This is a genomic window from Paenibacillus sp. JNU01 (assembly GCF_059130585.1).
Genome location: NZ_CP169723.1, coordinates 6,729,346 through 6,751,327 on the forward strand (window position 1 = coordinate 6,729,346; position 21,982 = coordinate 6,751,327).

The window sequence follows — 21,982 nt, forward strand, 5'->3', positions numbered from 1 at the left end:
TAACGTTCATATTAAGGAGAGATGTTACCTATGAAGAACGCGGCAAAACAATGGAAACTACGAATGATCGGTGCAGTTGTTGCTTTACTTGGCATGATTGTGCTGACTACATATTTGCTTACCCCTGCGAATGCTCAAGAAAGTGCAGATGCCCAACAGCCTTCTGACAAAGAAGCACAGGTTGCGAACTCCGAGATGTTTACAGCTTATGTTGAAGGTATGCACATGGAAACCGGCAAATTGTTTATGACAGTGGACAAGATTGGCTGGTATCAGGGTGAAGAAGCTGATGCGATTTTTGCACAGCGCAATCCGGAAGCGGGTATAGATGGTGCTCCTGATGGTTACTATATTGTTAATGATAACAAAGAGCAGGAACAGGTTGAGGTTAGTGCCAATGCTGAAGTGTTGATGCAGTTGTATGATCGAGACGGCACGATGCAGGGCGCAGACATTCAATGGAATGAACCTGTGACATTATCCAAGTTCGAATCGTTGTATGAGAATACCCGTATTCTTGACCTGTCCGTATTCCCATATCATCTGACGGTGCAGGACGGAAAAGTGACCAAAATTGTACAGCAGTACATCCCATAAAATGAGAAGAAATTCATCATTCAAGCATTCCTCCGGTTCATTGGAACGGTGAGGGATGCTTTTTGGTTATGACAAATTCATGAAAGCGATTGTAATTAATGGTAGGTACATGTATCATTATTGGAATGGCGTTTTTACATAGTTCAGGAGGAGCCTCATGCTTAAAGACATGATTGCATTAACTAAACCCGGACTTCTACGGCTAAATGTGTTTGCGGTGGCGGTAGGGTTCTGGGTAGCTTCAAAATGGGATATCGCATGGTTATCTCTGCTCTTGGTCGTGATTGGATCAACCTTGGTTATTGCTTCAGCTTGTGTAATCAACAATTATTGGGACCGTGAATTGGACCAAAAGATGGAACGCACCAAAAAAAGGATGGATTACATTAACCATCTGAAGCCAGGGTTTGTACTTGGGTATGGCCTTGTCCTTGGTGTTGTTGGACTAGCAGTGCTGTATCTTCTGGTGAATCCGTTATCAGGCTGGATGGCATTGCTTGGATGGTTCGCTTACATCGTGATTTACACGATGTGGTTGAAACGCAGTTCAACGTGGAGCACGTCGCTCGGTGGAATTGCGGGAGCGATGCCACCTGTCATTGGTTATACATCTGTAACCAATGAAATTGATGCGGGAGCCTGGTTACTGTTCGCGCTATTGTTCCTCTGGCAACCACCACATTTCTGGTCATTGGGTATTCGCCGGGTAGAGGAATATCGTTCTGCGGGGTTCCCCTTGTTGCCTGTCGTTAAAGGGGTGAAACGCACCAAGTTTCAGATGATTCCTTATGTTTTTCTGCTGCTTCCTGCTGTGTTCCTGTTGTATTACTACGACTATGTTGGTCTGGTATTTCTGATTGTATCTCTGCTCGGTGGACTGATCTGGTTCGTGCATACACTTAGCGGACTGAAGACACAGGATGACGAGAAGTGGGCAAAAGTAAACTTTCTGATCTCAGTGAACTATCTCATGCTTGTATTTATTGTGATGGTCGCGAACACGACTTGGTCATAATCAAGTGCTGAACAGAACGTTTTGAGAAAAATTTCACCTTAAGCTATATAAATTGAACTGAACCTGGTTGTTCTGTCATCGGAGTGTCCAGCGGAAATATGCTTTAGTTCATTTTATATAACAGCCTGCACCGGATGAAAAAGCACACGATGGAATAGGTTTTGGACAACCTTCAGTTGTTGAAACATATTCTTAAGTGTGCTTTTTTGGTATAATAAAACAATTGAATCACATATGTGGAAATTATAATGCAAGATGGGAAGTGACATCATGAGTGATTTGGAGCAAGCCGTACGATGGAGGCAAGAAGGCAAGGTGCAGGAAGCGATTGAGCTTCTGCAAGAGATTACAGGGCAGGAACCCGAGAATGCAAATGTTTGGTATCAGTTGGCTTGGGCACATGATTCACTTGGGTTAGAGCGAGAAGCTGTCCCGCATTATGAGAAGTCACTGAGTCTTGGGCTTTCTGGTGAGGATAGAGCGGGTGCAATACTCGGACTAGGCAGTACATACAGAACGCTTGGACAATACGAGCAGGCAAAGGCTTGGTTTGAAAAAGGGCTGAAAGAATTCCCGGCGTACCGGGAATTTGAGGTGTTCTATGCGATGGTGCTCTACAATCTGGGTGAACATGCAGAAGCGATGCAAAGATTGCTCGTGCAACTTGCAGATACATCTAGTGATAAGAGAATCAATGACTATAACCGAGCAATCCGTTACTACGCAGATCAGCTGGATCGGGTGTGGGAATAGATCGAATACGCAGAGAAGGAGATGGATGAATATGAACTCCAATCAAGATCTGAAACAGGTACATGAAAGGTTAGATCAAATTGAGCAGAAGCTGGATCACCTGGAAGGCAGCCAGCAGAACAAACGCTCACCTGGCGTACGCTTCCTGAGTGGCTTTGGCATCACGATTGTGGTGATATTTGTACTGCTACTAATCCTCGGTGTTATCCAATTTGTGAGTAATGGATAGGAGCAATTGATTTTAACGAAAAACGTAATGATTTTCTGAATGTACTACTTACATAGTCGTACCGAGCCATAGCTGCACCTCTTCAATGAAACGCCGCGTAGCTGGTGATAGATTGCCCAAAGCGGGGCAGGCCATGCCGATCGTGCGGTACGGATCTCCTGCGAGCGGCACGAGTGCGAGCGCATCAGTATGATTTTGAAGTACCATTTCCGGCAGAAGGCTGATGCCGAGACCATTACGGACCATCGCCATGATGGCTTGATCTTCTGCGACTTCATAGACAACATTGAGTTTGGCTGCATGCTGCCGGATCAGTCGTTCAATCTCGTTATCCCCGCCCCACTTGGGCAGAATAAAGGGTTGCTCCAGCAGAACATCAAACGAAACAGACTCCTCTGAGGCGAGAGGATGATCGAGAGGCAGGATGCACATCATCCTGTCTTTTTGTAATGGGATCGTCTCAAAAGGGGAGGAATCGCCAAGGGACAGGAATCCAAGGTCGATGGCACCTCCAGCCAGCCAACCCTCAATCTCAGCATAATCGCCCTCCCACAGCTTGATCTCAATTCCTGGATAACGCAGGCGAAATTGTTTCAGGATGCCTGGCAACCATTGCGTGGAGACACTGGCGAACGTACCAATACGCACGGTACCAATCTCTGCGCCGCGAATGAGGGAGATTTCCTGGTTCATCAGTTCCGTCCAGCGCAGAATCTCACGTGTATATCCCAGAATGCGTTCACCTTCAGCGGTAACCCGTACGCCGGAGCGGCCGCGATGGAGGAGTGAAAAACCACATTCAGTCTCGAGACTTGTGATGGCATGGCTGACTGCGGATTGGGTGACATTCAGCGCTTCTGCTGCTTTGGTGAGACTGCCATATTCCACGACGGTATTCAATATTTCATATTTGATGAGTGACATGAATAGTTCCGTTCCTTCCCATTTTGAATACATGAGTTTATTTCATATAATCTATTATAAATATTCATTTTTATAATGCAAAGAGATCGTATATACTTGCCAAGGCGAGTTAGTTTGACGCACGATCACACAGCTCAGAATACATAGAATGAAGGTTGAAGCAAGATGAATGGTGTACAGGTTAATCAAGGTCAGGCAACAAGAAGAGCGGACATCCAGATGCTGCTCGCAACGGTCATATGGGGATCTTCCTATCTGTTTATGAAATCGGGCCTGGAGTCCATGCAAGAATTGAATCTGGTCGCATTTCGTTTTGGAATTGCCTTTATTGCGGCAGGGCTTCTGTTTCATCGGCGGTTGTATAATATGAATCGTGGCACACTTGTGGCAGGGGCCGTTATGGGGACAGCGTTATTCGCTGCATTTGTATTTATCACCTATGGTGTACAACGTACAACGACATCCCAAGCGGGATTCCTCATAAGTTTGGCGGTTATTTTTGTGCCTATTCTGACAACGATCCAGCATCGCCGTATGCCGGACAAACGATTGACGCTCAGCATCCTCGTGGCAGTTACCGGGCTTGGCTTGCTGACGCTTCAACATGAGCTGAGTCTGCACACGGGAGATATTCTGTGTATACTTGCAGCACTGGTGTATGCCATCTATATTATGATTGCTGGCAAGTACACACCGAAGTATGATCCGTTAACGTTGGGAACCGTCCAATTGGGCGTTGCAGCGATGTGGGGAATTGCAGCTACATTCATGCTGGAGACGCCACGTATGCCCGATACGGCTGAATCCTGGGCAGCGATTCTCGGCTTAGGTGTATTATGTAGTGGCTTGGGGTATATTTTGCAGACGCTCGCACAGCGTCATGCTTCACCGACAAGAACAAGTCTGATTTTTTCACTCGAACCACTGTTCGCAGCGGCCTTTGCATTTACCTTTCAAGGAGAATCGTTAACGTTGCAAGGATATGCAGGAGCAGCGCTGATGTTGGTCGGTGTTCTGATCACAGAGATCAAACTTCCACAGCCTGTCTTCTGGCGCCGAAAACGCCCGGTTTTACAATCGGAACTCGGCGATCAGGGAGCACCAGGCATATAATTAAGGGACAAGGTTCTTTCTTCATCTTCTACAGAAGTTGGGGAGAGGGCTTTTTTTGGTTATGTCGTTCACGTTGCGTAAGAGATAATTAACGACCTAACAAAAAACAGAATAACATAACCTTGTTTTGTTGATTTTTGTTTTTTATGCTACACTGAATGAAAATTAGGAAAAACGGGTGAGTAGTATGGCCAAAAGAGTAACGATGCAGCAAATTGCGGATGCTGCGGGGGTGTCCAAATTTGCAGTGTCCCGTGCGCTGACAGGCAAGCCTGGTGTGAGTGAGCATACACGCGAGATGATCGTCAGAACGGCGGGTCAGCTCGGGTATTTCAGAACTGAACCGAAGCGTTATGCACTGGAGACACAGATGTCATTGGAGATGAAGCCAGAAGCGAAGCGGCAAGGCACCATATTGATTTTGTTTCCTAACATTCGTTCTCAGAATCGATCCTCCTTGTACTGGGGGCCTGTTTTTGACGGCATTTCTGAGAGGTTGAATGAGAAGGGAATGGATATTTTAACACTGACGGAACCCTCTTCAGATCGAATGTTCTCGGTTCTTAATCCCGAAGCAATCAGTGGAGTCATTACCGTGGGCACCATCTCGACATCGGTATTGCTGGAAATTTACAGACTGCGTATTCCACTGGTCATGGTAGATCATGAAGACCCCGCCGTATACGCAGACTCGGTTTTTACGGACAATATGAAATGTATGAAAGAACTCGTTCTCATGCTTGTTGGAAAAGGGTACAGAAGGTTCCAGTTTGCCGGGCAACTGCCCGATGCGGCAAGTTTTCGAGAACGCTGGCTTGGATATCGTACGGTGCTGGAAGAGAAGCAGGTGGCAGGGAAACAGCAAGAAGGTTTGCTGGGCGCGGAATACGAACAGATTCGGGGCTCCATTGCCGAAATGAAGCTGGAGGACATCCCTGAAGTCATTGTGTGTGCGAATGATCATACGGCTGTTATCGTGCTTGAGGCACTCCGAAGCCGAGGCATTCAGGTTCCTGAACGCTGTGCCGTGACCGGGTTTGACAATACGCAGACAGATGAACCCATCCTTGCTTCAGTGCATATCAACAAAGAGAATCTGGGCACCAGAGCGGTAGATCAGCTGTTGTGGCGGATTCAGCATCGGGACGAACCTTATGAACGCAAGTTGATCTATTCGGAATTAATTATTCGAGATGAATATAACGCCAGTTTAGAGTGATATGGTAGGACGTATTGAGTCATTGTAAAAACAAGCATCCAGGTAAATAAGTTAAGTGAAGGGACATGGAGCATTAGAGCTTCATGTCTTTTTTGTTATGCAGAAACTATTTAACAAATTAAATAACAAAACAGATTGACTATAAGAACCATATCGTGTTAATTTTGTTTTGTAAGTTATTTGTTTTTATACTAACAAAACCTAACAAAATATTGGTTAACAACTCTAACAACAATGGAGGCTGTCATGAGCACAATACAATCACATGTTTTTCAGAATTGGACATTCAAGGCTTGCGAAGATCAAGAGTGGATGCCGGCTCAGGTGCCCGGCTGTGTGCATACAGATTTGCTGAAACTGGGCAAGATTCCAGATCCTTTTTATGGAACAAACGAGAAGGAAGTACAGTGGATTGATAAGATAGATTGGGAATATCAGACGGAATTTGACGTGGCCGAAGCGTTGTTCTCCCAGGAACATCTGGAACTGGTGTTTGATGGCCTGGATACATATGCGGATGTGTATGTGAATGAGGTGCATGTGTTGTCCGCAGATAATATGTTCCGAGTATGGAAGGCAGATGTAAAAGCTGTATTAAAGGAGAACGGCAATAACCTTCGAATACGCTTTCGGTCGCCGATTCAGGAAGACCTGCCGAAGCTGGAGAAGCTCGGATATGCGTTGCCTGCATCCAATGATCAGTCCGATGTTGGCGGACTTGGCGATAAGAGAGTAAGTATTTTTGCCCGTAAAGCGCCGTATCACTATGGTTGGGACTGGGGTCCGCGTTTTGTAACGAGTGGGATCTGGCGTGAAGCACGCCTTGAAGGTTGGACACAGGTACGAATCAATGATGTGTATATCCAGCAAAACGAAGTAAGCGCTACCTCAGCTTCATTAACGGCTGTTGTGGAAGTCGAGACATCACAAGCGGTAGATACGATTATTCGTATCGGCGCAGATGGACAGAGATGGGAAAGATCCGTATCGCTACAACCCGGAACTCAGACTGTGGAGATTCCAATCTCCATTGATGAACCGAAACTGTGGTGGAGCCGTGGGCTTGGTGATCCACATCTGTATACTTTCCTTGCTGAAGTGCTTCAAGGTGAACGGGCTGTTGCTGAATCTACAGTGAAGACAGGGCTTCGATCCATTCGGCTGGTACGTGACAAAGATGAAGCGGGAGCCTCCTTTTACTTTGAATTAAACGGCGTTGCGGTCTTTGCCAAAGGGGCGAACCATATTCCGAATGATAGTTTCATAACCGAAATAACCCGTGAACGTTATCGTCATGAGATCGTATCCGCAGCCGAGTCCAATATGAACATGCTTCGTGTATGGGGCGGCGGGATCTATGAGCAAGATGACTTCTATGAACTGTGTGATGAATACGGCATTCTGGTATGGCAAGACTTCATGTTTGCATGCAGCATGTACCCGGGAGACGAAGCGTTCCTAAACAGTGTGAGACATGAGGCGATTGATAATGTGAAACGTCTGCGCAACCATCCAAGTATTGCACTTTGGTGTGGGAACAACGAGATTGATTCGGCTTGGGCTCACTATGTTGAGAATGGTGGCTGGGGTTGGAAAAAGGAATTTACTGCCGAGCAGCGTGAGAGCATCTGGGCCGATTACGAAGCCATCTTCCATGATCTGCTGCCAGAAGTCGTTGAAGCGTATGCTCCAGGTGTGGATTACTGGCCTTCTTCGCCACTTGTATCCCTGTCAGGGGATGAGAAGCAGCATGCTCACCCGTCCACAGCCGAAGGTGATATTCACTATTGGGGTGTATGGCACAATGTAGAACCGTTCGAAAACTACAACGTGCATGTGGGTCGTTTCATGAGCGAATACGGATTCCAGTCGTTCCCGGAGTACAAATCAGTCCGCACGTACGCGGAAGAAGAGGATCTGGCGCTGGAATCAGAAGTCATGCTCGCCCATCAGAAGAATGGGGCAGGCAATCGTCTGATCAAACAATACATGGATATGTACATGCATGAATCGAAGGATTTCCCATCGTTCCTGTATATGAGTCAGGTACTTCAAGCGGAAGCGATGAAGACCGCGATTGAGGCGCATCGTCGCCGTAAACCATTCTGTATGGGCACACTTTACTGGCAGATGAATGACTGTTGGCCGGTGGCATCATGGGCAGGAATGGACTATCTTGGTCGTTGGAAAGCATTGCAATATTATGCGAAACGCAGCTTCAGCGATGTGTTGGTATCCGTAGATGGAACCAAGGAAGATACGACAGATATATATATCATCTCGGATCTACTTGAGCCAGTGAAGGGTCAATTGCAGGTTAGACTGATTGGATTCGATGGCACGGTGTATCGTGAAGAAAATCATGAAGTAACAGTGGCTTCGAACTCGGGTCAGCAGGTGTTATCCCTAAGCCAGGCTGAATGGCTGGAAGGACATGATGCAGCAACAACGTTGCTGCGGATTGATCTGAAGCAGAATGACGCAGCAGACATTGTGCAGGAGCATTACTTTGCACCATCCAAAGATCTTGCGTTGAATCCTGCACACATTAAAGTAACTGAAGTCTCGGATGAGGCTGGTGCCCATCTGGTGCTGGAAAGTGATGTGCTTGCCAAACAGGTATGGATCGCTTCAGAAGCGGAAGGTGTATTCTCGGACAACTTCTTCGATCTCATTCCTGGCATCCCGGTGAAGGTGCAGTTTACTTCCAGAGAAGGGCTGCAATCTGCCGATGCGGCTTCCAATACAGGACTCATTCAGGTTCGTTCCATGGCTGACTTTATCAAACGATAATCAGGCTTAACATCAGGACGGTTGAGATCTCTCATAAGAGGGATTTCGACCGTTTTTATTTTGCGGCATCCAGCAAAAACGGAGGTAGGCTTCAAAGATGATGCCATCATTGCTATAATTGATAATCATTATCAATTAATAAGTGGGTTTGTAGTCACAATGCTATGAATTGTACATGATTGGCACTTAGGAAAGGGAGTCTATATGGGAATTCAGAATGACATCAAGCTGTGGGATCAGGTACAGGTTCGCGTGCTTGATGTGCGTCTTATATCACTGGAAACCAACGAGTTCATACGTAATTATGTGTTACCGACCAGTGCATTTGTGTATGTTCAAGGCAGGGGGCAGGTGTGGCTGGATGAAGAGGTATGGACCACAAGCCAGTTCTTGCTGCTGCACGGAGGAAAAGGAAGGCGTCTGACCCTTGAAGCGACCGGGGTTACAGAGGTGCATCTGATTTTATACAAATCCACGCTGCCATCCAACGTGCTGGTGGAGTACCGAATGATGCTGAACCAGCGCAATCCGTTCGAAGAGTCCTGGGCGACAGCCCCGGATCATGCACTTGAGCTGCGCGAGCTTGTTCGGAATATACATGAATGCTGGTCAGAGCAGGAGCAAGTGGGCAAAATTCAGGTCAAAGTGTACTTCTTTCAACTGGTACAGATTGCATTGTTACAGCGGAGTCGCATGCTTAACGAAGTTCAGCAACCTTCGCTTACCGATCAGGTTTTGCGATATATCAAAGCTCATTATCGGGAATCGATCTCGCTTGATTCGCTTGCCCAGTCCTTGAGTTACAGTCCGCAATATGTATCACGCAAATTCAAGGAGCAGACGGGATGTACACCGACAGAATATGTGATTCGGTTACGAATGGGTGAGGCAAGGAGTTTGCTTGCATCCACGGAAGCTTCATTACAGGAGATTGCTGCGTACGTGGGTTATATGGACCCGTTCTATTTCAATCGCATATTTAAAAAAGAGACCGGCATTACACCGGGACAATATCGGTTGAAGCAACAGGAGCATTCGAAATCAGTTTCAAAAAGTGCATTATATGCAACAAATGAATCCATTGTAACAGGCCGGGAGGAACGTTATCCTTTAATTGATGATGATAATCATTATCAATATATTGGAGATGAGGAAATCCATATGTTTAACCATTTCAAATCAGCGATTATGTCGCTTGCGCTTGTACTCACATTGAGTGCTTGTGGAACAGCCCAGCAGGGGGCAGAAACATCCGAGGTCGCGGCTGAACCCGAACAACCGGCAGTAGTAGAAACCAAAATGGTCAAAACGACCTTTGGTGAGGTGGAGATCCCTGCACATCCAGAGCGAGTGGCGGCTATCGATTATCTGGGAACTGTGCTTGCTCTTGGTGTCAAACCGATCGGTGGGGGGCAATTTCTGATGAACAGTCCCTATCTGGAAGGTCACATGGATGGTCTTGCAACGATAGGGGATTCCGTTGAACAATTGATGGAGCTGGAACCGGATCTCATTATTACATTGAATCCCGACAAGGCCGCGTATGAGAAATACAGCAAGATTGCACCAACGGTTTCGATTGCATCCATCACTTTCCCCACACTGAAGGACGAAGTGAACTATTTCGGTGAAGTCCTGGGCAAAGAAGCGGAAGCAGAGAAATGGCTGGCTGATTTCGATGAGGAGATTGCCAAAATCAAGCAGAAGGTTCAGAGCGTTGTCCCAGCTGGCGTTACATTCTCCGTAATGCAGGAATATGATCGCCAAGTTTTCATTTTTGGCAATCAGTCAGGCCGGGGAGGACGTAATATCTATGAATTGCTTGGTTTGCAGGCACCAAAGAACATTCCATCCGAGTTGATGCAGGGCGCTTATCATGAATTTTCGATAGAATTGCTCTCCAAATACGCGGGAGATTACATTGTTCTGACCAGCAATTCTCAACTGAAAGACCTTCAGGCAGATCCAGTCTGGGGTTCATTACCTGCTGTCAAAAATGGAAGAGTGTACATATGGACAGAAGAACAATCCTGGTTCCGTGACCCCATCGCCTTGCTGAAACAGACACAGGATCTGGCTGAATGGATTATTGGACTTCATACACCGTCTAAGTGAGGAACGGTCGTCCTGCCCACAGTTAAAGGCCCGAGTGCAACGCAAATGCACAGCGGGCCTTTTTCGTTTCATGAAACCATGTATTTTTAATTCATGATGCTTATTGTTTGGAATCATGGAATCTTGAAATCTTGATTTATTGAATTTCCAGGATCTCGATCGCATAACCGTCCAGCTCGAGATGAGGTCCTTTCGGTTTCCCGTCCAGTGCACTGGTATATGAAGCATGGAGTTCAATGGAGGCAGGTTCGGGGCTCAGATTCAGAATAAAACGGAACGTTCCATTCGGACCCGAGCGGGTGGTCACCTGTACGCCATGTGACAAAGTCTGAATTCCGGAAAGGTCACAACCTTCTGCGATGCTTCGCAATAACTGGCTCAAGTACGCTTCTTCCGGCTGGGTTGCCACATAGTAAACCTCACCTTTACCCCAGTGATTCCGGGTCACAGCGGCACTTTCGGCATAAAATTGATCGGCATACACAGCGACCGGCTGTGCAGTGTCCAGTTCCAGTACATCCACCCATTGGGAAGCGTTATATAGACGGCCTTGTTCGTCACGAATCTGAACGGTATCCCCGCCAACAGGATCATACTCCGTAACCCGCACACCACTACAGTTAGATAACAGACCTGGGAGCGGTGCCATGACACAGACGTTATTGTCGTTCTTGACACCCGTGCGATGGGTTAAGACCAAGATGCCTCCGGCTGCTGCAAAGGATTGCAGACATTCTGCTGTAGTCTCATCCAGCAGGTACAGATGCGGAGCAATGATGATTTTATAGCCATCCAGTGGCTCCGAAGGGTGTATAACATCCGTACTGATGCCCAATTTGGTCAACGCGCGATGCCAGACCTTCATATTTTCGTAGTATTCCAGTCCTTCGGCTTGCGGCTGAATTCGAAGGGCGTTCAATTGATCATGCGAATGCAGAATCGCAACTTCATTATGCAATGTTGAACCCTGTAGTCGCTCACTGAGTCTGTTCACTTCGGTACATAGCTGTTGAAACTCCTTGAAACGTCGCCCCGGAACATTGCTGTGATCAATCAGCCCATGCCAGAACTGCTCCGCTCCCACAGGTGCACTCCGCCAGCGGAAATGCACAACCGCATCGGCTCCACGAGCAATCGTCTGCCAAGCGTAAGCACGCAGGAAGCCGGGCTGCGGTGTACGCCACATCGGAAACCAGCATCCCGGAGGGCCGCTCAGCTGCTCCATGATCCAGAAGTTGCGGTGTTTAATGCCGCGTGTCAGATCCAAAGAGAGCGCGCCGCTGTATGGTGCGGTATCTGTTTTGTTCGGTGAAGGGTTCGGATAATAATCAAAAGAAGCGAAGTCCAGCTCCTGACCGATTTTATACTGATCCGCCTTTTGCGGATAACTGTGAAAATTATGGGTGACCAAATGCGCAGGACAATTGCGACGAATAATCTCGACCTGAATATGTTGAAATTCCACAATGGAATCCGATTGAAAACGGGAGTAGTCCAGCAGGAATGAAGGGTTCTGGAACGAGGAGCCTCCATACGGCGGCGTAACCTGTTCCCAATCGCTATATTCACCACTCCAGACGACAGTCCCCCAAGCTTGGTTTAGCTGATCCAGACTGTGGTAGCGAACACGAACCCATTCACGAAAAGCTTCGGCACAAGCGGCGCACTGACAATCCGTGAAGCTGAATTCGTTATCGGTCTGCCAGCCGATGATTGCCGCATGTTCAGCATAGCGCTCAGTCAGTTTTTGCACAATTCTTGCACTGTATGTTCGCATACTGGGACTGTTATAACAGCGATGACCCCGAATGCCTTCGTGATATGGTTGACCATTTGGAAGCAAAGGCAGGACATCAGGACATTTTTCCGTAAGCCAGCGTGGGGGTGTCATGGTTGGTGTACCAATTACAATTTGCAGTCCTTGACGATGTAAGGTATCAATCGCTTGATCAAGCCATGCCCATTCAAATTGTCCATCAGTGGGTTCCATTCGGCTCCAGGCGAACTCACCCACACGCACAATGCGCACTCCGCTGTCAGCCATTAAACGGGCATCCTGTTCCCACAGGGAAGGATCCCAATGTTCTGGATAATAATCCACGCCCATTTGCACGGGAAGGTATGTATTCATATCGTTGTTCTCCTTTAGTATAAGCGTCATGATCTGGTGAATTTTGCACGAGTCTATTTCATTGTATACTGGATAATAACAAGGGAATATAACAACATGTTGCGACAGGATATCATGATCTTGCTATTCAGTATCTCCATATCCTATACGTAAACAGGGGGTTGAACATATGCGAACACATTGGTTTATGCCTGAGCCGGGATTCGCCGGGTACACTTGTTATCCGCTGGCCTATGGAAGATATCTCGATCCAGAGCATGAGGAGCATCGTCCAGACGGGATACGGGAATACAATCTGCATCTGATTTTCAGTGGACAGGGATATGTCAGAACAGAACAGGGAAACGTGCGGTTGGTGGCTGGACAAGGTTTTCTATATGCACCAGGACAAGCTCAACATTATTATGCTGATCCCTCGGATCCTTGGGATGTCAGATGGATTCATCTACAAGCCTATGATCTGGAGCGATTGCTGGACCTCCGCAGTCCAGACAAGGTTTGGCTGTTTTCATTTTCAGGATTCGAACGCTTCGAGGCGCTGCATGAACAATTATGCCAGCTTGGTAGACATTATGAGAGTGTACATGAACCCAGATTATCTGCTGTACTATATGAGTTACTGGTGGAACTTACAAGAAATTCGGAGTCGCTGGCGGGGACTTCTATACTGAGTCATCAGGATACGATTCGTTCAACGGCCGATTACATCCGTCGTCATTGTACGCAACCGCTCAGTCTTGCCGACATGGCAAATACCGCGGGATACAGCGTGTATTATTTTAATCGCATGTTCAAAAGCATCATGGGGGTTCCACCGGGACGATATCTGCTGGATTGCCGTATGCTGGCGGCTAAGAAAAGTCTGGCCGATTCAGATCTGACAGTGAAGCAGATTGCTTCCCAATGCGGATTCACGCACAGCAGTTACTTTATTCGTATGTTCCGTACTTACATTGGAATGACGCCGCAGCAATTCAGGCTGCTCTATAGATCAGGTAGTGGAGAGGCAGACGCCATATCAGCAGAGGACTGAATCCACATTAAACTCAAAAACCGTGCTGCCCAGTATGCTGAGCGGCACGGTTCTCTTATGCTTATGTATGACTGAACAGTAGAGGGGATTAGCTGCCTGACGCAGATGAAATAGCGTTGTGTTTGCCGTATAAGAGTTATTGGTTCTTTTGTTCATTCTGAATTTCTTGCAGATCCGTAAGTTGTAGTGAAAGGTCATTCTCTGGGTTTGCGCTCACAATGACTTCTGACTGAGATTGTTGCTGGCCGGGTTGATTCGACTTGCCGGCAGGTTTGATCACGTAGAGACTCTGAACAGAGTTGAGCAGGCTGGCGGGGGTGTCTTCATACGTTTCTAAGAAAAGTACATAGTCTTTGGCAGGGATCAGCTTGAGGTTGTCATCATTAATAATTTCGGTGTTGCCCAATTGTCCGCCAAGTTGCTTCACTTCAATGTTCTCCCCGGCCTTGTAAATGCCCTTATAGGATTCGACAATCTGAATGGTATGGATCGTATAGATTTTGTCAAAAGAAGACGGCTCTCCACCCGGATCGGACGCGGGGGTCAACTCGTTTTCATTCACAGCATCGGTAACGTGTACGATATCGTTCATAGCCTCCACACGAGTCTCAATAACACTACCCTTAACAATGGTGTTTGCTCTCTCGGACAGGTCGCCAATGCTGGCATAACTCGGGTAATCTTCAGAAGCAATAATGGTCATGGGTGCATTCGACGAGGAAGCAGTAGGTGTAACAGAAGAACATCCAACAGCAGACAGAATGAAAATGGAAGAGAGAAGCAGTATTAATACTCGATTTTTGTTCATGGACAGGTATCCTCCTTGGATTTTGGGATGAGATCGTAATGGATTAGTACTTGGATCTTACGTTATTGATATCAAAAGTCTGAGGTTTGGTCATGGAATTGCGGTTGCGGGAGTATGACATAATGGAAGGGCTTGTTGTTGTTGGGTTGTCACCGAGCCAGATGGAGTGACCGAGTTCGTGGACGAATACGCTTTGAATGAAGTTGGATAAGTTGGTCGCGTCAGGGGTGATGGTGGATGCATTGAGTTCGATGCGGAAGCTTACGACTTGACTGCCGGATACAGAGGCGTAGTTGACACCATACGCTGTGTTATTGAAGTTTCCTACGGTGATGGTATTAGGGGAATTACTTGTTTTGGTGAATTGAACTTTGGCACCAGCATTGTTCCAGTTCGCGAGGGAAGCGTCCATAGGGGTCTGCCATGCGGAGGTGTAGTTATACGTGCGAATGGGGATGGTGGTGCTGGGATAACCGTAGGTCAGAAAGGTCGCTGCATAGATGGTACTGCCGAACATCGCAATTGCCGAGAACAACATGATGCTCATCAAAAACTTCCTTTTCATAATAAAAACCTCCAATAAATGTATTTTAATCTCTATTATAGTAACAAGGAATAGTTAGATTGAAATGAGTCCGAGGTCATTGTTTTTGTCGTGAAAAACATGAAATAACGCTTGTTCAGACCCTAATGGTGTCAAAATAAGTCATTTTCTGTTCAATATGCATGCATAATTTCCCTGAAGTTACAAACAATACATCCAACTTCTCACAGGGAAAGGTAGTGCTTGAATATGTGCAACCGTTTTTCATTGGCAGCCGATTTGGACGAAGTCAGAGATCATTTCAAGATTCAGCGAGTGATGTATTATTACAAAAACCGATACAATATCAGCCCAACCCAGCATACGCCGATTATTTTACATCAGGATGGCGAGCGTGTATTGGATGAGTTTCGGTGGGGGTTCATACCATTTTGGGGTCGTGATGCCGTTAACGCGAATCTCATGACGGTACATGAGAATCCTTCCTATTACAAACTGGTAGAGACCAAGCGCTGCGTTATTCCCTGCAATGGACTATATTACTGGCGGCAAGAGGGCAAGAAAAGTTATGCAGTTCGTGTTGTCATGCCAGATCGCGGTCTGTTCGGCATTGCTGGGTTATACGAGGTGTGGAGAGATACACGTAAAGAGCCGCTTCGTACCTGCACGATGCTTATGACAGGCGCGAACATGGTTACACGCGAGTTTGGCAGTAAAATGCCGGCGATCCTCTCCGAAGAAGAGATCAATACTTGGCTTGACCCGGCGAATACACGGGTGACTCAATTGTTACCGCTATTGAAATCGTATAATAGTACAGAGATGAATCTGTATCCAGTCACCCCAATGGTCGCCAACGATGAACACGACTGTTACGAGTGCGTAGAAGAGATGGATCAGAAGCTGGCTTACGTTCGGAGTTTCTGAACATCCATTGGATAGAGTGAAGGACTTGGGATAGAATGAAGAAGATGAAGGGGCCGAGAGTCTGGAGACACTCTGCTCTTTTTTCTTTCTGAAAATGAAAAGTTGCAATTGCAGTCAAACGTAACTATAATCATTACAGTAAGTGAACGCATATATTCATATATCTATTAAAAGAGATATTTATAATCAGGAGGGAACCACGAATGAATCCAAAGTTTAACCAGATGTTTGAACAAGTTTCACTGCCGACTGGTATTACACTGAAAAACCGTATCGTGCTCGCTCCCATGACTCATATGTCCTCGAATGCGGATGGTACCATATCCGACGCTGAACTCGCCTATTATGCACGACGCACCGGTGGGGCTGGCATGTCGATTACGGCTGTAGGGCATGTAACCGAGTATGGCATTGGTTTCCCCGCTCAATTTGGTGTCTATGATGATCGCTTCATTCCTGGTCTGAAAAAATTGGCTGAAACCATGAAACAACAGGGCTCCGTTGCCGTATTGCAAATTTTCCATGCGGGCCGTCTGACGCCTGAACAAGCTGTACCTGCGGGTCAAGTAGTTGCTCCTAGTGCGGTTGCGAGTGAGCGTCCAGGTTCGCCTGAACCAAGAGAATTGACGGATGCCGAGATTACTTCCATTATCAAAGACTTTGGTGAAGCGACACGTCGTGCAATTGAAGCCGGATTTGATGGTGTTGAGATTCACGGTGCGAACGGTTATCTGATCCAGCAATTTTTCTCCCCGCATTCCAACCGACGTGAAGACCGCTTTGGCGGAAGTGTGGAGAAACGTCTTACTTTCCCGCTTGCTGTCGTGGATGAGATTCAAAAAGTAGTTGCCGAACATACCAAACTGCCGTTCATCATTGGTTACCGTTTCTCCCCGGAAGAACCGGAAACACCGGGACTTACAATGGAAGATACGTATGCACTGGTGGATACATTAAAAGATAAAAATCTCGACTACCTGCACGTTTCCCTGAACGAATTCTGGTCCAAGCCAAGACGCGGCGAAGCCGATACACGTTCAAGAATGGAATTCATCCTGGATCGAGTGAACGGAAAATTGCCTGTGATTGGCGTAGGTGCGATTCATACGGCTGATGAGGCCGCTGAGGCCCTTCAAACGGGAGTACCTTTGCTTGCCATTGGACGTGAACTGATTATTGAACCGGATTGGGTCGAGAAAATCGAGAGCGGACGTGAAGAAGATATTGCAACGATTCTGACGAAATCGGATCAGGAACGTCTGGTTATCCCTGACGGGTTGTGGAACGCAATCATCCACACACCGGGCTGGTTCCCTATGGCAGAAGATAAATAATATACACTTCAGAACTGGAATGGAGGGGGCGAAAGCTCCCTCCTTTTGCACATGATCCAAATTCTCCTTGTCATCGCACTGTGGTATGATGGATGAACAGGATCAACTGGATAATCAACGGTTTGGAGTGAAGAAATATGCTCGTAGCTGAACGGTATGAGAAAATAGTGGAATGGGTGGATACGCAAGGCAGTATGCGTGTAACCGAACTTAGTGAGCGCTGCGGGGTGACAGAAGAGACGATACGTCGTGATCTGGACAAGCTCGAACAGGCGGGCAGGCTCAGAAGATCCCATGGCGGGGCGGTCAGCGTAAAATACAAGGAAGAGTTACAGTCGGAGATTCCGTACCCGGAACGGGCTGTAGCCCATGCAGAAGAGAAGCGCAGAATTGCAAGCGAAGCGGTGAACATGGTGGAATCCGGCGACCGGATCGCCCTGGATGCAAGTACAACGGCTTGGTACATGGCGGCAGGATTGCCGAATATTCCACTGACGGTATTAACTAATTCGATTAAAGTGGCCGCAGAGCTGAGTAACAAGGAGCAGATTCGTGTGATTGCCACAGGTGGACAGTTGGCTTCGAAGTCACTGTCTTTTGTAGGACCGCTGGCGGAACGTTCGCTTGATGCGTATCATGTCGATAAAGTGTTTTTGTCTTGTAAAGGGGTGCATCTGACTAAAGGCATCAGTGAATCGAATGAATTACAGGCCTTGGTGAAGCAGAAAATGATCCAGATTGCGGATGAAGTCATATTACTTGCCGATTCCAGCAAATTTAATATACAGGCATTTACCAGAGTCGCTGAGATAAGCAGTGTTGCGAAAGTGATTACAGATCAGGCTGTAGATGAAGAGCAAGTTAACGCATTGATCGAGCAAAATATTACGTGTATACGTGTGTAAATCAGAAAGGAATGAAGTGTCATGAAACATCCTTTTCATCTGAAAGCAGTATGGAATGGTGGACGTAACAGTGAGGGAACAATCGATGCGGGTGGATTAAAAACGGTCATATCGATTCCGCAGGAGATGGGCGGACCCGGTACGGGAACCAACCCGGATGAGATGCTGCTGGGTGCAGCCTCCACCTGTTATCTGATCACACTGGCTGCAATGCTGGAGCGTTCGGATATTACGCCGGATGAATTGACGCTTGAATCGGAAGCAACGGTAGATGTTACGAATAACGTATTTACGTACGAACGGATCGTACATAGACCCCGGATTGTACTCAGCCAGGATGCTTCAGAGGCGGATATAACCAAGGCTGAGCGCTTAGCGCACAAGGCTGAATCATCCTGTATGATTTCCCGAGCGGTGGCAGGTAATGTCCAGATGGAGACACAACCGGTCATTATTACAACAGGAGCTAAGGCGGTGTGATATACTGAAGAATAGACGATTCAAGTTGTCATTTGTGTAAAATAAGGAGTCATTCGGTATGAACACACAGAAGCGCAAGACTAACCGCTGGGTACGTTTAACACGTGCTATGAAGCTGAATTTTCTCAAATTATTACGTGCTCCCGGAGGTGCCCATAAAGTATCCACCGGATTTGCCATAGGGTTCGGATTGGAATTGATCGTGATCTCGACCGCTTCCCTGATCTATCTCATATTTTATCCCATTGTACGACTGTCTGGCGGTTCGATGCCCGCAGCGATTGTTGGTAATGTGATTGGTAAACTTACGTTTTTACCTATTATACTGATGCCGCTCGCCAAACAAATTGGTTCATGGATTTTGCCTGCTCACAGCATGGGACAGGGACTGGTGCATGAGAGTGCATTCATGGAGCTGTTTCGTGGAAACTGGTCGGCCGTGAGCGAATTGTTGCTTGGTGGGCTGGATATTCTGGCAGGTATGTCCGTGTTCGGTGTCATTTTGGGTGTAATTTCGTACTTTGTCGTGAAATTTTTCTATGTCAGAGCGCTCAACCGGCGTTATGAACGCCGGCTGGAGAAACGCCGACAAGCGGATATCGCTTCGGTATCCCCTCCAGTGTTAATCAGGAAGCCATCACAATCATAATGGGCAGCATGAACATGGATGCAGCAGTTGTCCACAGAATACAGCGGGATACAAACTGCGGGGAAGCATTGAACTGTTCAGCCAAAATAACGGCGTTCACTGCGGTAGGCATGGATGCGAGGATCAGCAGCACACTGAACAACGTACCCTCGACCTGAAGCACGGTAAGAATCAGCCAGGAGAGGATCGGCGCAGCTGCGAGACGCACCACAAGTCCGGTCCAGAAGGCTCGGCGTACATTGGGCAACCAAGGCACCGTTGCCCCTTTGGGTCTGAGCATCTGTGCCCCAAGAATGGCGAGAACGACAGGAGAATAGCCCGCAGCCAGCATGGCAATCCCTCCATCCAGTGCTTCAGGCAGGCTCAGATTGGACGTACGCAGCGCAATGGCGATGCCAGCAGCATAGATGGAAGGCATGCGGAAAACGGACAGAATCGCATTTTTTACCGTGAATTCGGATCTCGCGGCAAAAAAGATACCTACCGTATTAACAATGATCATCTGTCCAATAACGTAGACGGAAGCCTTGTCCAGTCCGAGCTGACCAAAGGCCAGCAGTACCAGCGGGAGCCCGTAATTCACGCAGTTCGTAAATGTGGAGACAAGGGTGAGACCCGCTTTTTCGCTTGCACCCAGACGGAAAATCCGGCTTAACAGCTCGGCGAGTGCCCACAGGGCAATCAGATTGATGAGAGAGAACCAGAACGTGCTGGTTACGTCCGTCCAGGTGATCTCTGCATGCAGCAATGTATTGAAGATGAGCGCAGGGCTCAAAATATAAAGGGAAAAGGTCGAGAGCGACCGGGTATCCCAATTCTTGAAGCGTTTTAACAGAATACCTCCGATCACGGGAAGTGATATCGGCAAGAATACATGGTATAACGTGAGTATGAATGAGTGAAGCAATGCAGTTCAGTCCCTTCCGGATGAAAAACCTATTTTATCATAGCAGAAGATGAACCTCATATACATTGATTTCAGGATGATCATGTTGTAGTAATCGCCGTGCTTAACTGAGGATTTCCCTGATGTGCAGCGTCAGCGGATTGCTATTTTGATATGGCAGATTTATTATAGAAGAGGTGCAACAAGATTACATACACATAGAGGAGGAAACTGTAATGAGTGAATCAAAACGCTTGCTCGTACTTGCTGGCTCTTATGCCGAAGCGGAAAATGAGGGCATTTACGCATATGAATTGAATGAGGATACAGGCAGCTTGTCCAAGCTTGATGGCATTGCTGGCGTGAAAAACCCAACGTTTGTCAACGTGGATGCTGAAACAAACAAACTGTACGCGATTGGTGAAACTGCGTCAGCTGAAGGCAACAAAATGTCTGAAGCTGTAGCTCTGAGCATTGATCCTTCTACAGGAAAATTAACATTGCTGAACCGGAATGACTCCATTTCAGCTCCACCATGTCATATCCAGCGTGATCCTTCCGGCAAATACTTGATTCTTTCCAGCTACCACGGTGGCCTGGTAGGTCTGCAAGCCTTGACGGATAACGGTGAAGTTGGAGCGCTTCTGGATGAGAAGAAACATGAAGGCCAGGGTGCGCATCCTGAGCGTCAGGACAAGCCACACGTACACTCCGCATTCTTCAGCCCGGATGGCAAATACATGATGGTACAGGATCTGGGTGCGGACAAAATCGCGATCTATTCCATCGACGCAGACAAGAATGAACTTGTGCCGCACAGTGAAACCAAAACACATGCGGGAGCAGGTCCACGTCACTTGGCGTTCCACCCGAATGGTCAATTCGCTTATGTGATCAACGAAGTGGATTCTTCGATTACGTCGTTCCAATATGATGCAGCAGCGGGTACGTTGACTGAATTGTCTACTGTATCCACATTACCTGATGGATATGATGGCAAAGAGAATACAACAGCAGAAATCACCGTTTCCAATGATGGACGTTATGTATATGGTTCTAACCGTGGACATGACAGCATCGTTGTATTTGCAGTAGATGCAGACAAAGGTCATCTGACACTGGTTGAGCATGTATCTGCTGAAGGAGAGCATCCGCGTCATTTCGCTCTGACACCTAACGGCAAATTGCTGATCGCAGCCAACCGCGATACCAACAACATCGTGTCTTTCACAGTGGATCAGGAGAGCGGACGTCTGAAATACACAGGTCACAGCACAGGTGTATCCAAGCCGGTATGTGTGAAACCAGTATACTTGTAAAAAATAAATTTCTAATACCAGCCTTGGCTGGATTGAGATGATAATGACCCTGCCATGTGGCGGGGTCTTTTATATTGAACATCCAACGTGATAATTAGGTTGCTGTTCTGCTATAAACAGTGCTGTAAACGGATCTGAACAAAGGATTTATCTTGTTATATAATTCGTTTAACAACGAATAATTATCAATAGTATCGCCCAAGTAACT

General features: G+C 47.1%; 20 protein-coding genes. 15 read left to right on the forward strand and 5 right to left on the reverse strand.

Annotated elements, in window-relative coordinates; all coding sequences use genetic code 11:
- The first annotated feature begins 30 nt into the window (after positions 1-30).
- From NLBNIHML_RS29740 to NLBNIHML_RS29755, 4 genes are all read left to right on the forward strand, one after another.
- Entirely contained in the window at positions 31-597 is a 567-nt protein-coding gene (locus tag NLBNIHML_RS29740; RefSeq protein ID WP_494353394.1) for a hypothetical protein, read from the forward strand.
- Between the two features lie 157 nt (positions 598-754).
- Positions 755-1,612, forward strand: a complete 858-nt coding sequence (cyoE, locus tag NLBNIHML_RS29745) for a heme o synthase (RefSeq protein WP_494353395.1) — start codon at positions 755-757, stop codon at positions 1,610-1,612.
- A 270-nt stretch (positions 1,613-1,882) separates the two neighbouring features.
- The gene (locus NLBNIHML_RS29750) at positions 1,883-2,365 is read left to right on the forward strand and encodes a tetratricopeptide repeat protein (protein WP_339241920.1); all 483 of its coding nucleotides are present in this window, start codon (positions 1,883-1,885) and stop codon (positions 2,363-2,365) included.
- Between the two features lie 31 nt (positions 2,366-2,396).
- Positions 2,397-2,594: a hypothetical protein gene (locus NLBNIHML_RS29755; RefSeq protein WP_339241922.1), complete on the forward strand. Its 198-nt coding sequence runs from the start codon at positions 2,397-2,399 to the stop codon at positions 2,592-2,594.
- A gap of 48 nt (positions 2,595-2,642) precedes the next feature.
- On the opposite strand, the gene NLBNIHML_RS29760 is transcribed toward NLBNIHML_RS29755, so the two are convergent.
- Positions 2,643-3,518 carry a LysR family transcriptional regulator gene (locus tag NLBNIHML_RS29760; RefSeq protein ID WP_339241924.1) on the reverse strand — a complete coding sequence of 292 codons (876 nt, stop codon included), beginning with the start codon at positions 3,516-3,518 and terminating at the stop codon, positions 2,643-2,645.
- A gap of 165 nt (positions 3,519-3,683) precedes the next feature.
- Between NLBNIHML_RS29760 and NLBNIHML_RS29765 the strand changes: the two genes are divergently transcribed.
- The 4 genes from NLBNIHML_RS29765 (at position 3,684) to NLBNIHML_RS29780 (ending at position 10,758) form a co-directional block, all read left to right on the forward strand.
- Positions 3,684-4,631 carry a DMT family transporter gene (locus NLBNIHML_RS29765; protein WP_339241926.1) on the forward strand — a complete coding sequence of 316 codons (948 nt, stop codon included), beginning with the start codon at positions 3,684-3,686 and terminating at the stop codon, positions 4,629-4,631.
- A gap of 187 nt (positions 4,632-4,818) precedes the next feature.
- Positions 4,819-5,850, forward strand: coding sequence for a LacI family DNA-binding transcriptional regulator (locus NLBNIHML_RS29770; RefSeq protein ID WP_339241928.1), 1,032 nt, complete (start codon positions 4,819-4,821; stop codon positions 5,848-5,850).
- A 246-nt stretch (positions 5,851-6,096) separates the two neighbouring features.
- A complete protein-coding gene (locus tag NLBNIHML_RS29775) occupies positions 6,097-8,643 on the forward strand; it encodes a beta-mannosidase (protein ID WP_339260660.1) in 2,547 nt (848 codons plus the stop codon).
- Positions 8,644-8,847: 204 nt separating this feature from the next.
- Positions 8,848-10,758: an AraC family transcriptional regulator gene (locus NLBNIHML_RS29780; protein WP_472478606.1), complete on the forward strand. Its 1,911-nt coding sequence runs from the start codon at positions 8,848-8,850 to the stop codon at positions 10,756-10,758.
- A 136-nt stretch (positions 10,759-10,894) separates the two neighbouring features.
- Here NLBNIHML_RS29780 and NLBNIHML_RS29785 read toward each other — a convergent pair whose 3' ends face one another.
- Positions 10,895-12,889 carry a beta-galactosidase gene (locus NLBNIHML_RS29785; protein WP_494353396.1) on the reverse strand — a complete coding sequence of 665 codons (1,995 nt, stop codon included), beginning with the start codon at positions 12,887-12,889 and terminating at the stop codon, positions 10,895-10,897.
- 169 nt (positions 12,890-13,058) lie between these two features.
- Here NLBNIHML_RS29785 and NLBNIHML_RS29790 point away from each other — a divergent pair, with 169 nt between their 5' ends.
- Positions 13,059-13,922 (forward strand): helix-turn-helix transcriptional regulator, encoded by an 864-nt coding sequence (locus NLBNIHML_RS29790; protein ID WP_339260666.1) that lies wholly within the window; start codon positions 13,059-13,061, stop codon positions 13,920-13,922.
- 136 nt (positions 13,923-14,058) lie between these two features.
- Here the strand turns inward: NLBNIHML_RS29790 and NLBNIHML_RS29795 are convergent, their stop codons facing one another.
- Both NLBNIHML_RS29795 and NLBNIHML_RS29800 read right to left on the reverse strand, forming a co-directional pair.
- Positions 14,059-14,730 carry a hypothetical protein gene (locus NLBNIHML_RS29795; RefSeq protein ID WP_342572699.1) on the reverse strand — a complete coding sequence of 224 codons (672 nt, stop codon included), beginning with the start codon at positions 14,728-14,730 and terminating at the stop codon, positions 14,059-14,061.
- A 43-nt stretch (positions 14,731-14,773) separates the two neighbouring features.
- Positions 14,774-15,295, reverse strand: a complete 522-nt coding sequence (locus tag NLBNIHML_RS29800) for a zinc metalloprotease (protein ID WP_339260670.1) — start codon at positions 15,293-15,295, stop codon at positions 14,774-14,776.
- 228 nt (positions 15,296-15,523) lie between these two features.
- Between NLBNIHML_RS29800 and NLBNIHML_RS29805 the strand changes: the two genes are divergently transcribed.
- The 5 genes from NLBNIHML_RS29805 (at position 15,524) to NLBNIHML_RS29825 (ending at position 19,569) form a co-directional block, all read left to right on the forward strand.
- The gene (locus tag NLBNIHML_RS29805; RefSeq protein WP_091016984.1) at positions 15,524-16,201 is read left to right on the forward strand and encodes an SOS response-associated peptidase; all 678 of its coding nucleotides are present in this window, start codon (positions 15,524-15,526) and stop codon (positions 16,199-16,201) included.
- A 203-nt stretch (positions 16,202-16,404) separates the two neighbouring features.
- A complete protein-coding gene (locus NLBNIHML_RS29810; RefSeq protein ID WP_494353397.1) occupies positions 16,405-17,535 on the forward strand; it encodes an NADH-dependent flavin oxidoreductase in 1,131 nt (376 codons plus the stop codon).
- Positions 17,536-17,672: 137 nt separating this feature from the next.
- On the forward strand, positions 17,673-18,440 hold the full coding sequence (locus NLBNIHML_RS29815) for a DeoR/GlpR family DNA-binding transcription regulator (protein ID WP_339241942.1): 768 nt from the start codon (positions 17,673-17,675) through the stop codon (positions 18,438-18,440).
- Between the two features lie 21 nt (positions 18,441-18,461).
- Entirely contained in the window at positions 18,462-18,920 is a 459-nt protein-coding gene (locus tag NLBNIHML_RS29820) for an OsmC family protein (RefSeq protein ID WP_339241944.1), read from the forward strand.
- Between the two features lie 58 nt (positions 18,921-18,978).
- A complete protein-coding gene (locus tag NLBNIHML_RS29825) occupies positions 18,979-19,569 on the forward strand; it encodes a DUF2062 domain-containing protein (RefSeq protein WP_339241946.1) in 591 nt (196 codons plus the stop codon).
- On the opposite strand, the gene NLBNIHML_RS29830 is transcribed toward NLBNIHML_RS29825, so the two are convergent.
- On the reverse strand, positions 19,547-20,476 hold the full coding sequence (locus NLBNIHML_RS29830) for an AEC family transporter (RefSeq protein ID WP_342572703.1): 930 nt from the start codon (positions 20,474-20,476) through the stop codon (positions 19,547-19,549). The genes NLBNIHML_RS29825 and NLBNIHML_RS29830 overlap by 23 nt on opposite strands.
- Positions 20,477-20,691: 215 nt before the next feature.
- Between NLBNIHML_RS29830 and NLBNIHML_RS29835 the strand changes: the two genes are divergently transcribed.
- Positions 20,692-21,774, forward strand: coding sequence for a lactonase family protein (locus tag NLBNIHML_RS29835; RefSeq protein ID WP_339260676.1), 1,083 nt, complete (start codon positions 20,692-20,694; stop codon positions 21,772-21,774).
- Positions 21,775-21,982: the final 208 nt, after the last annotated feature.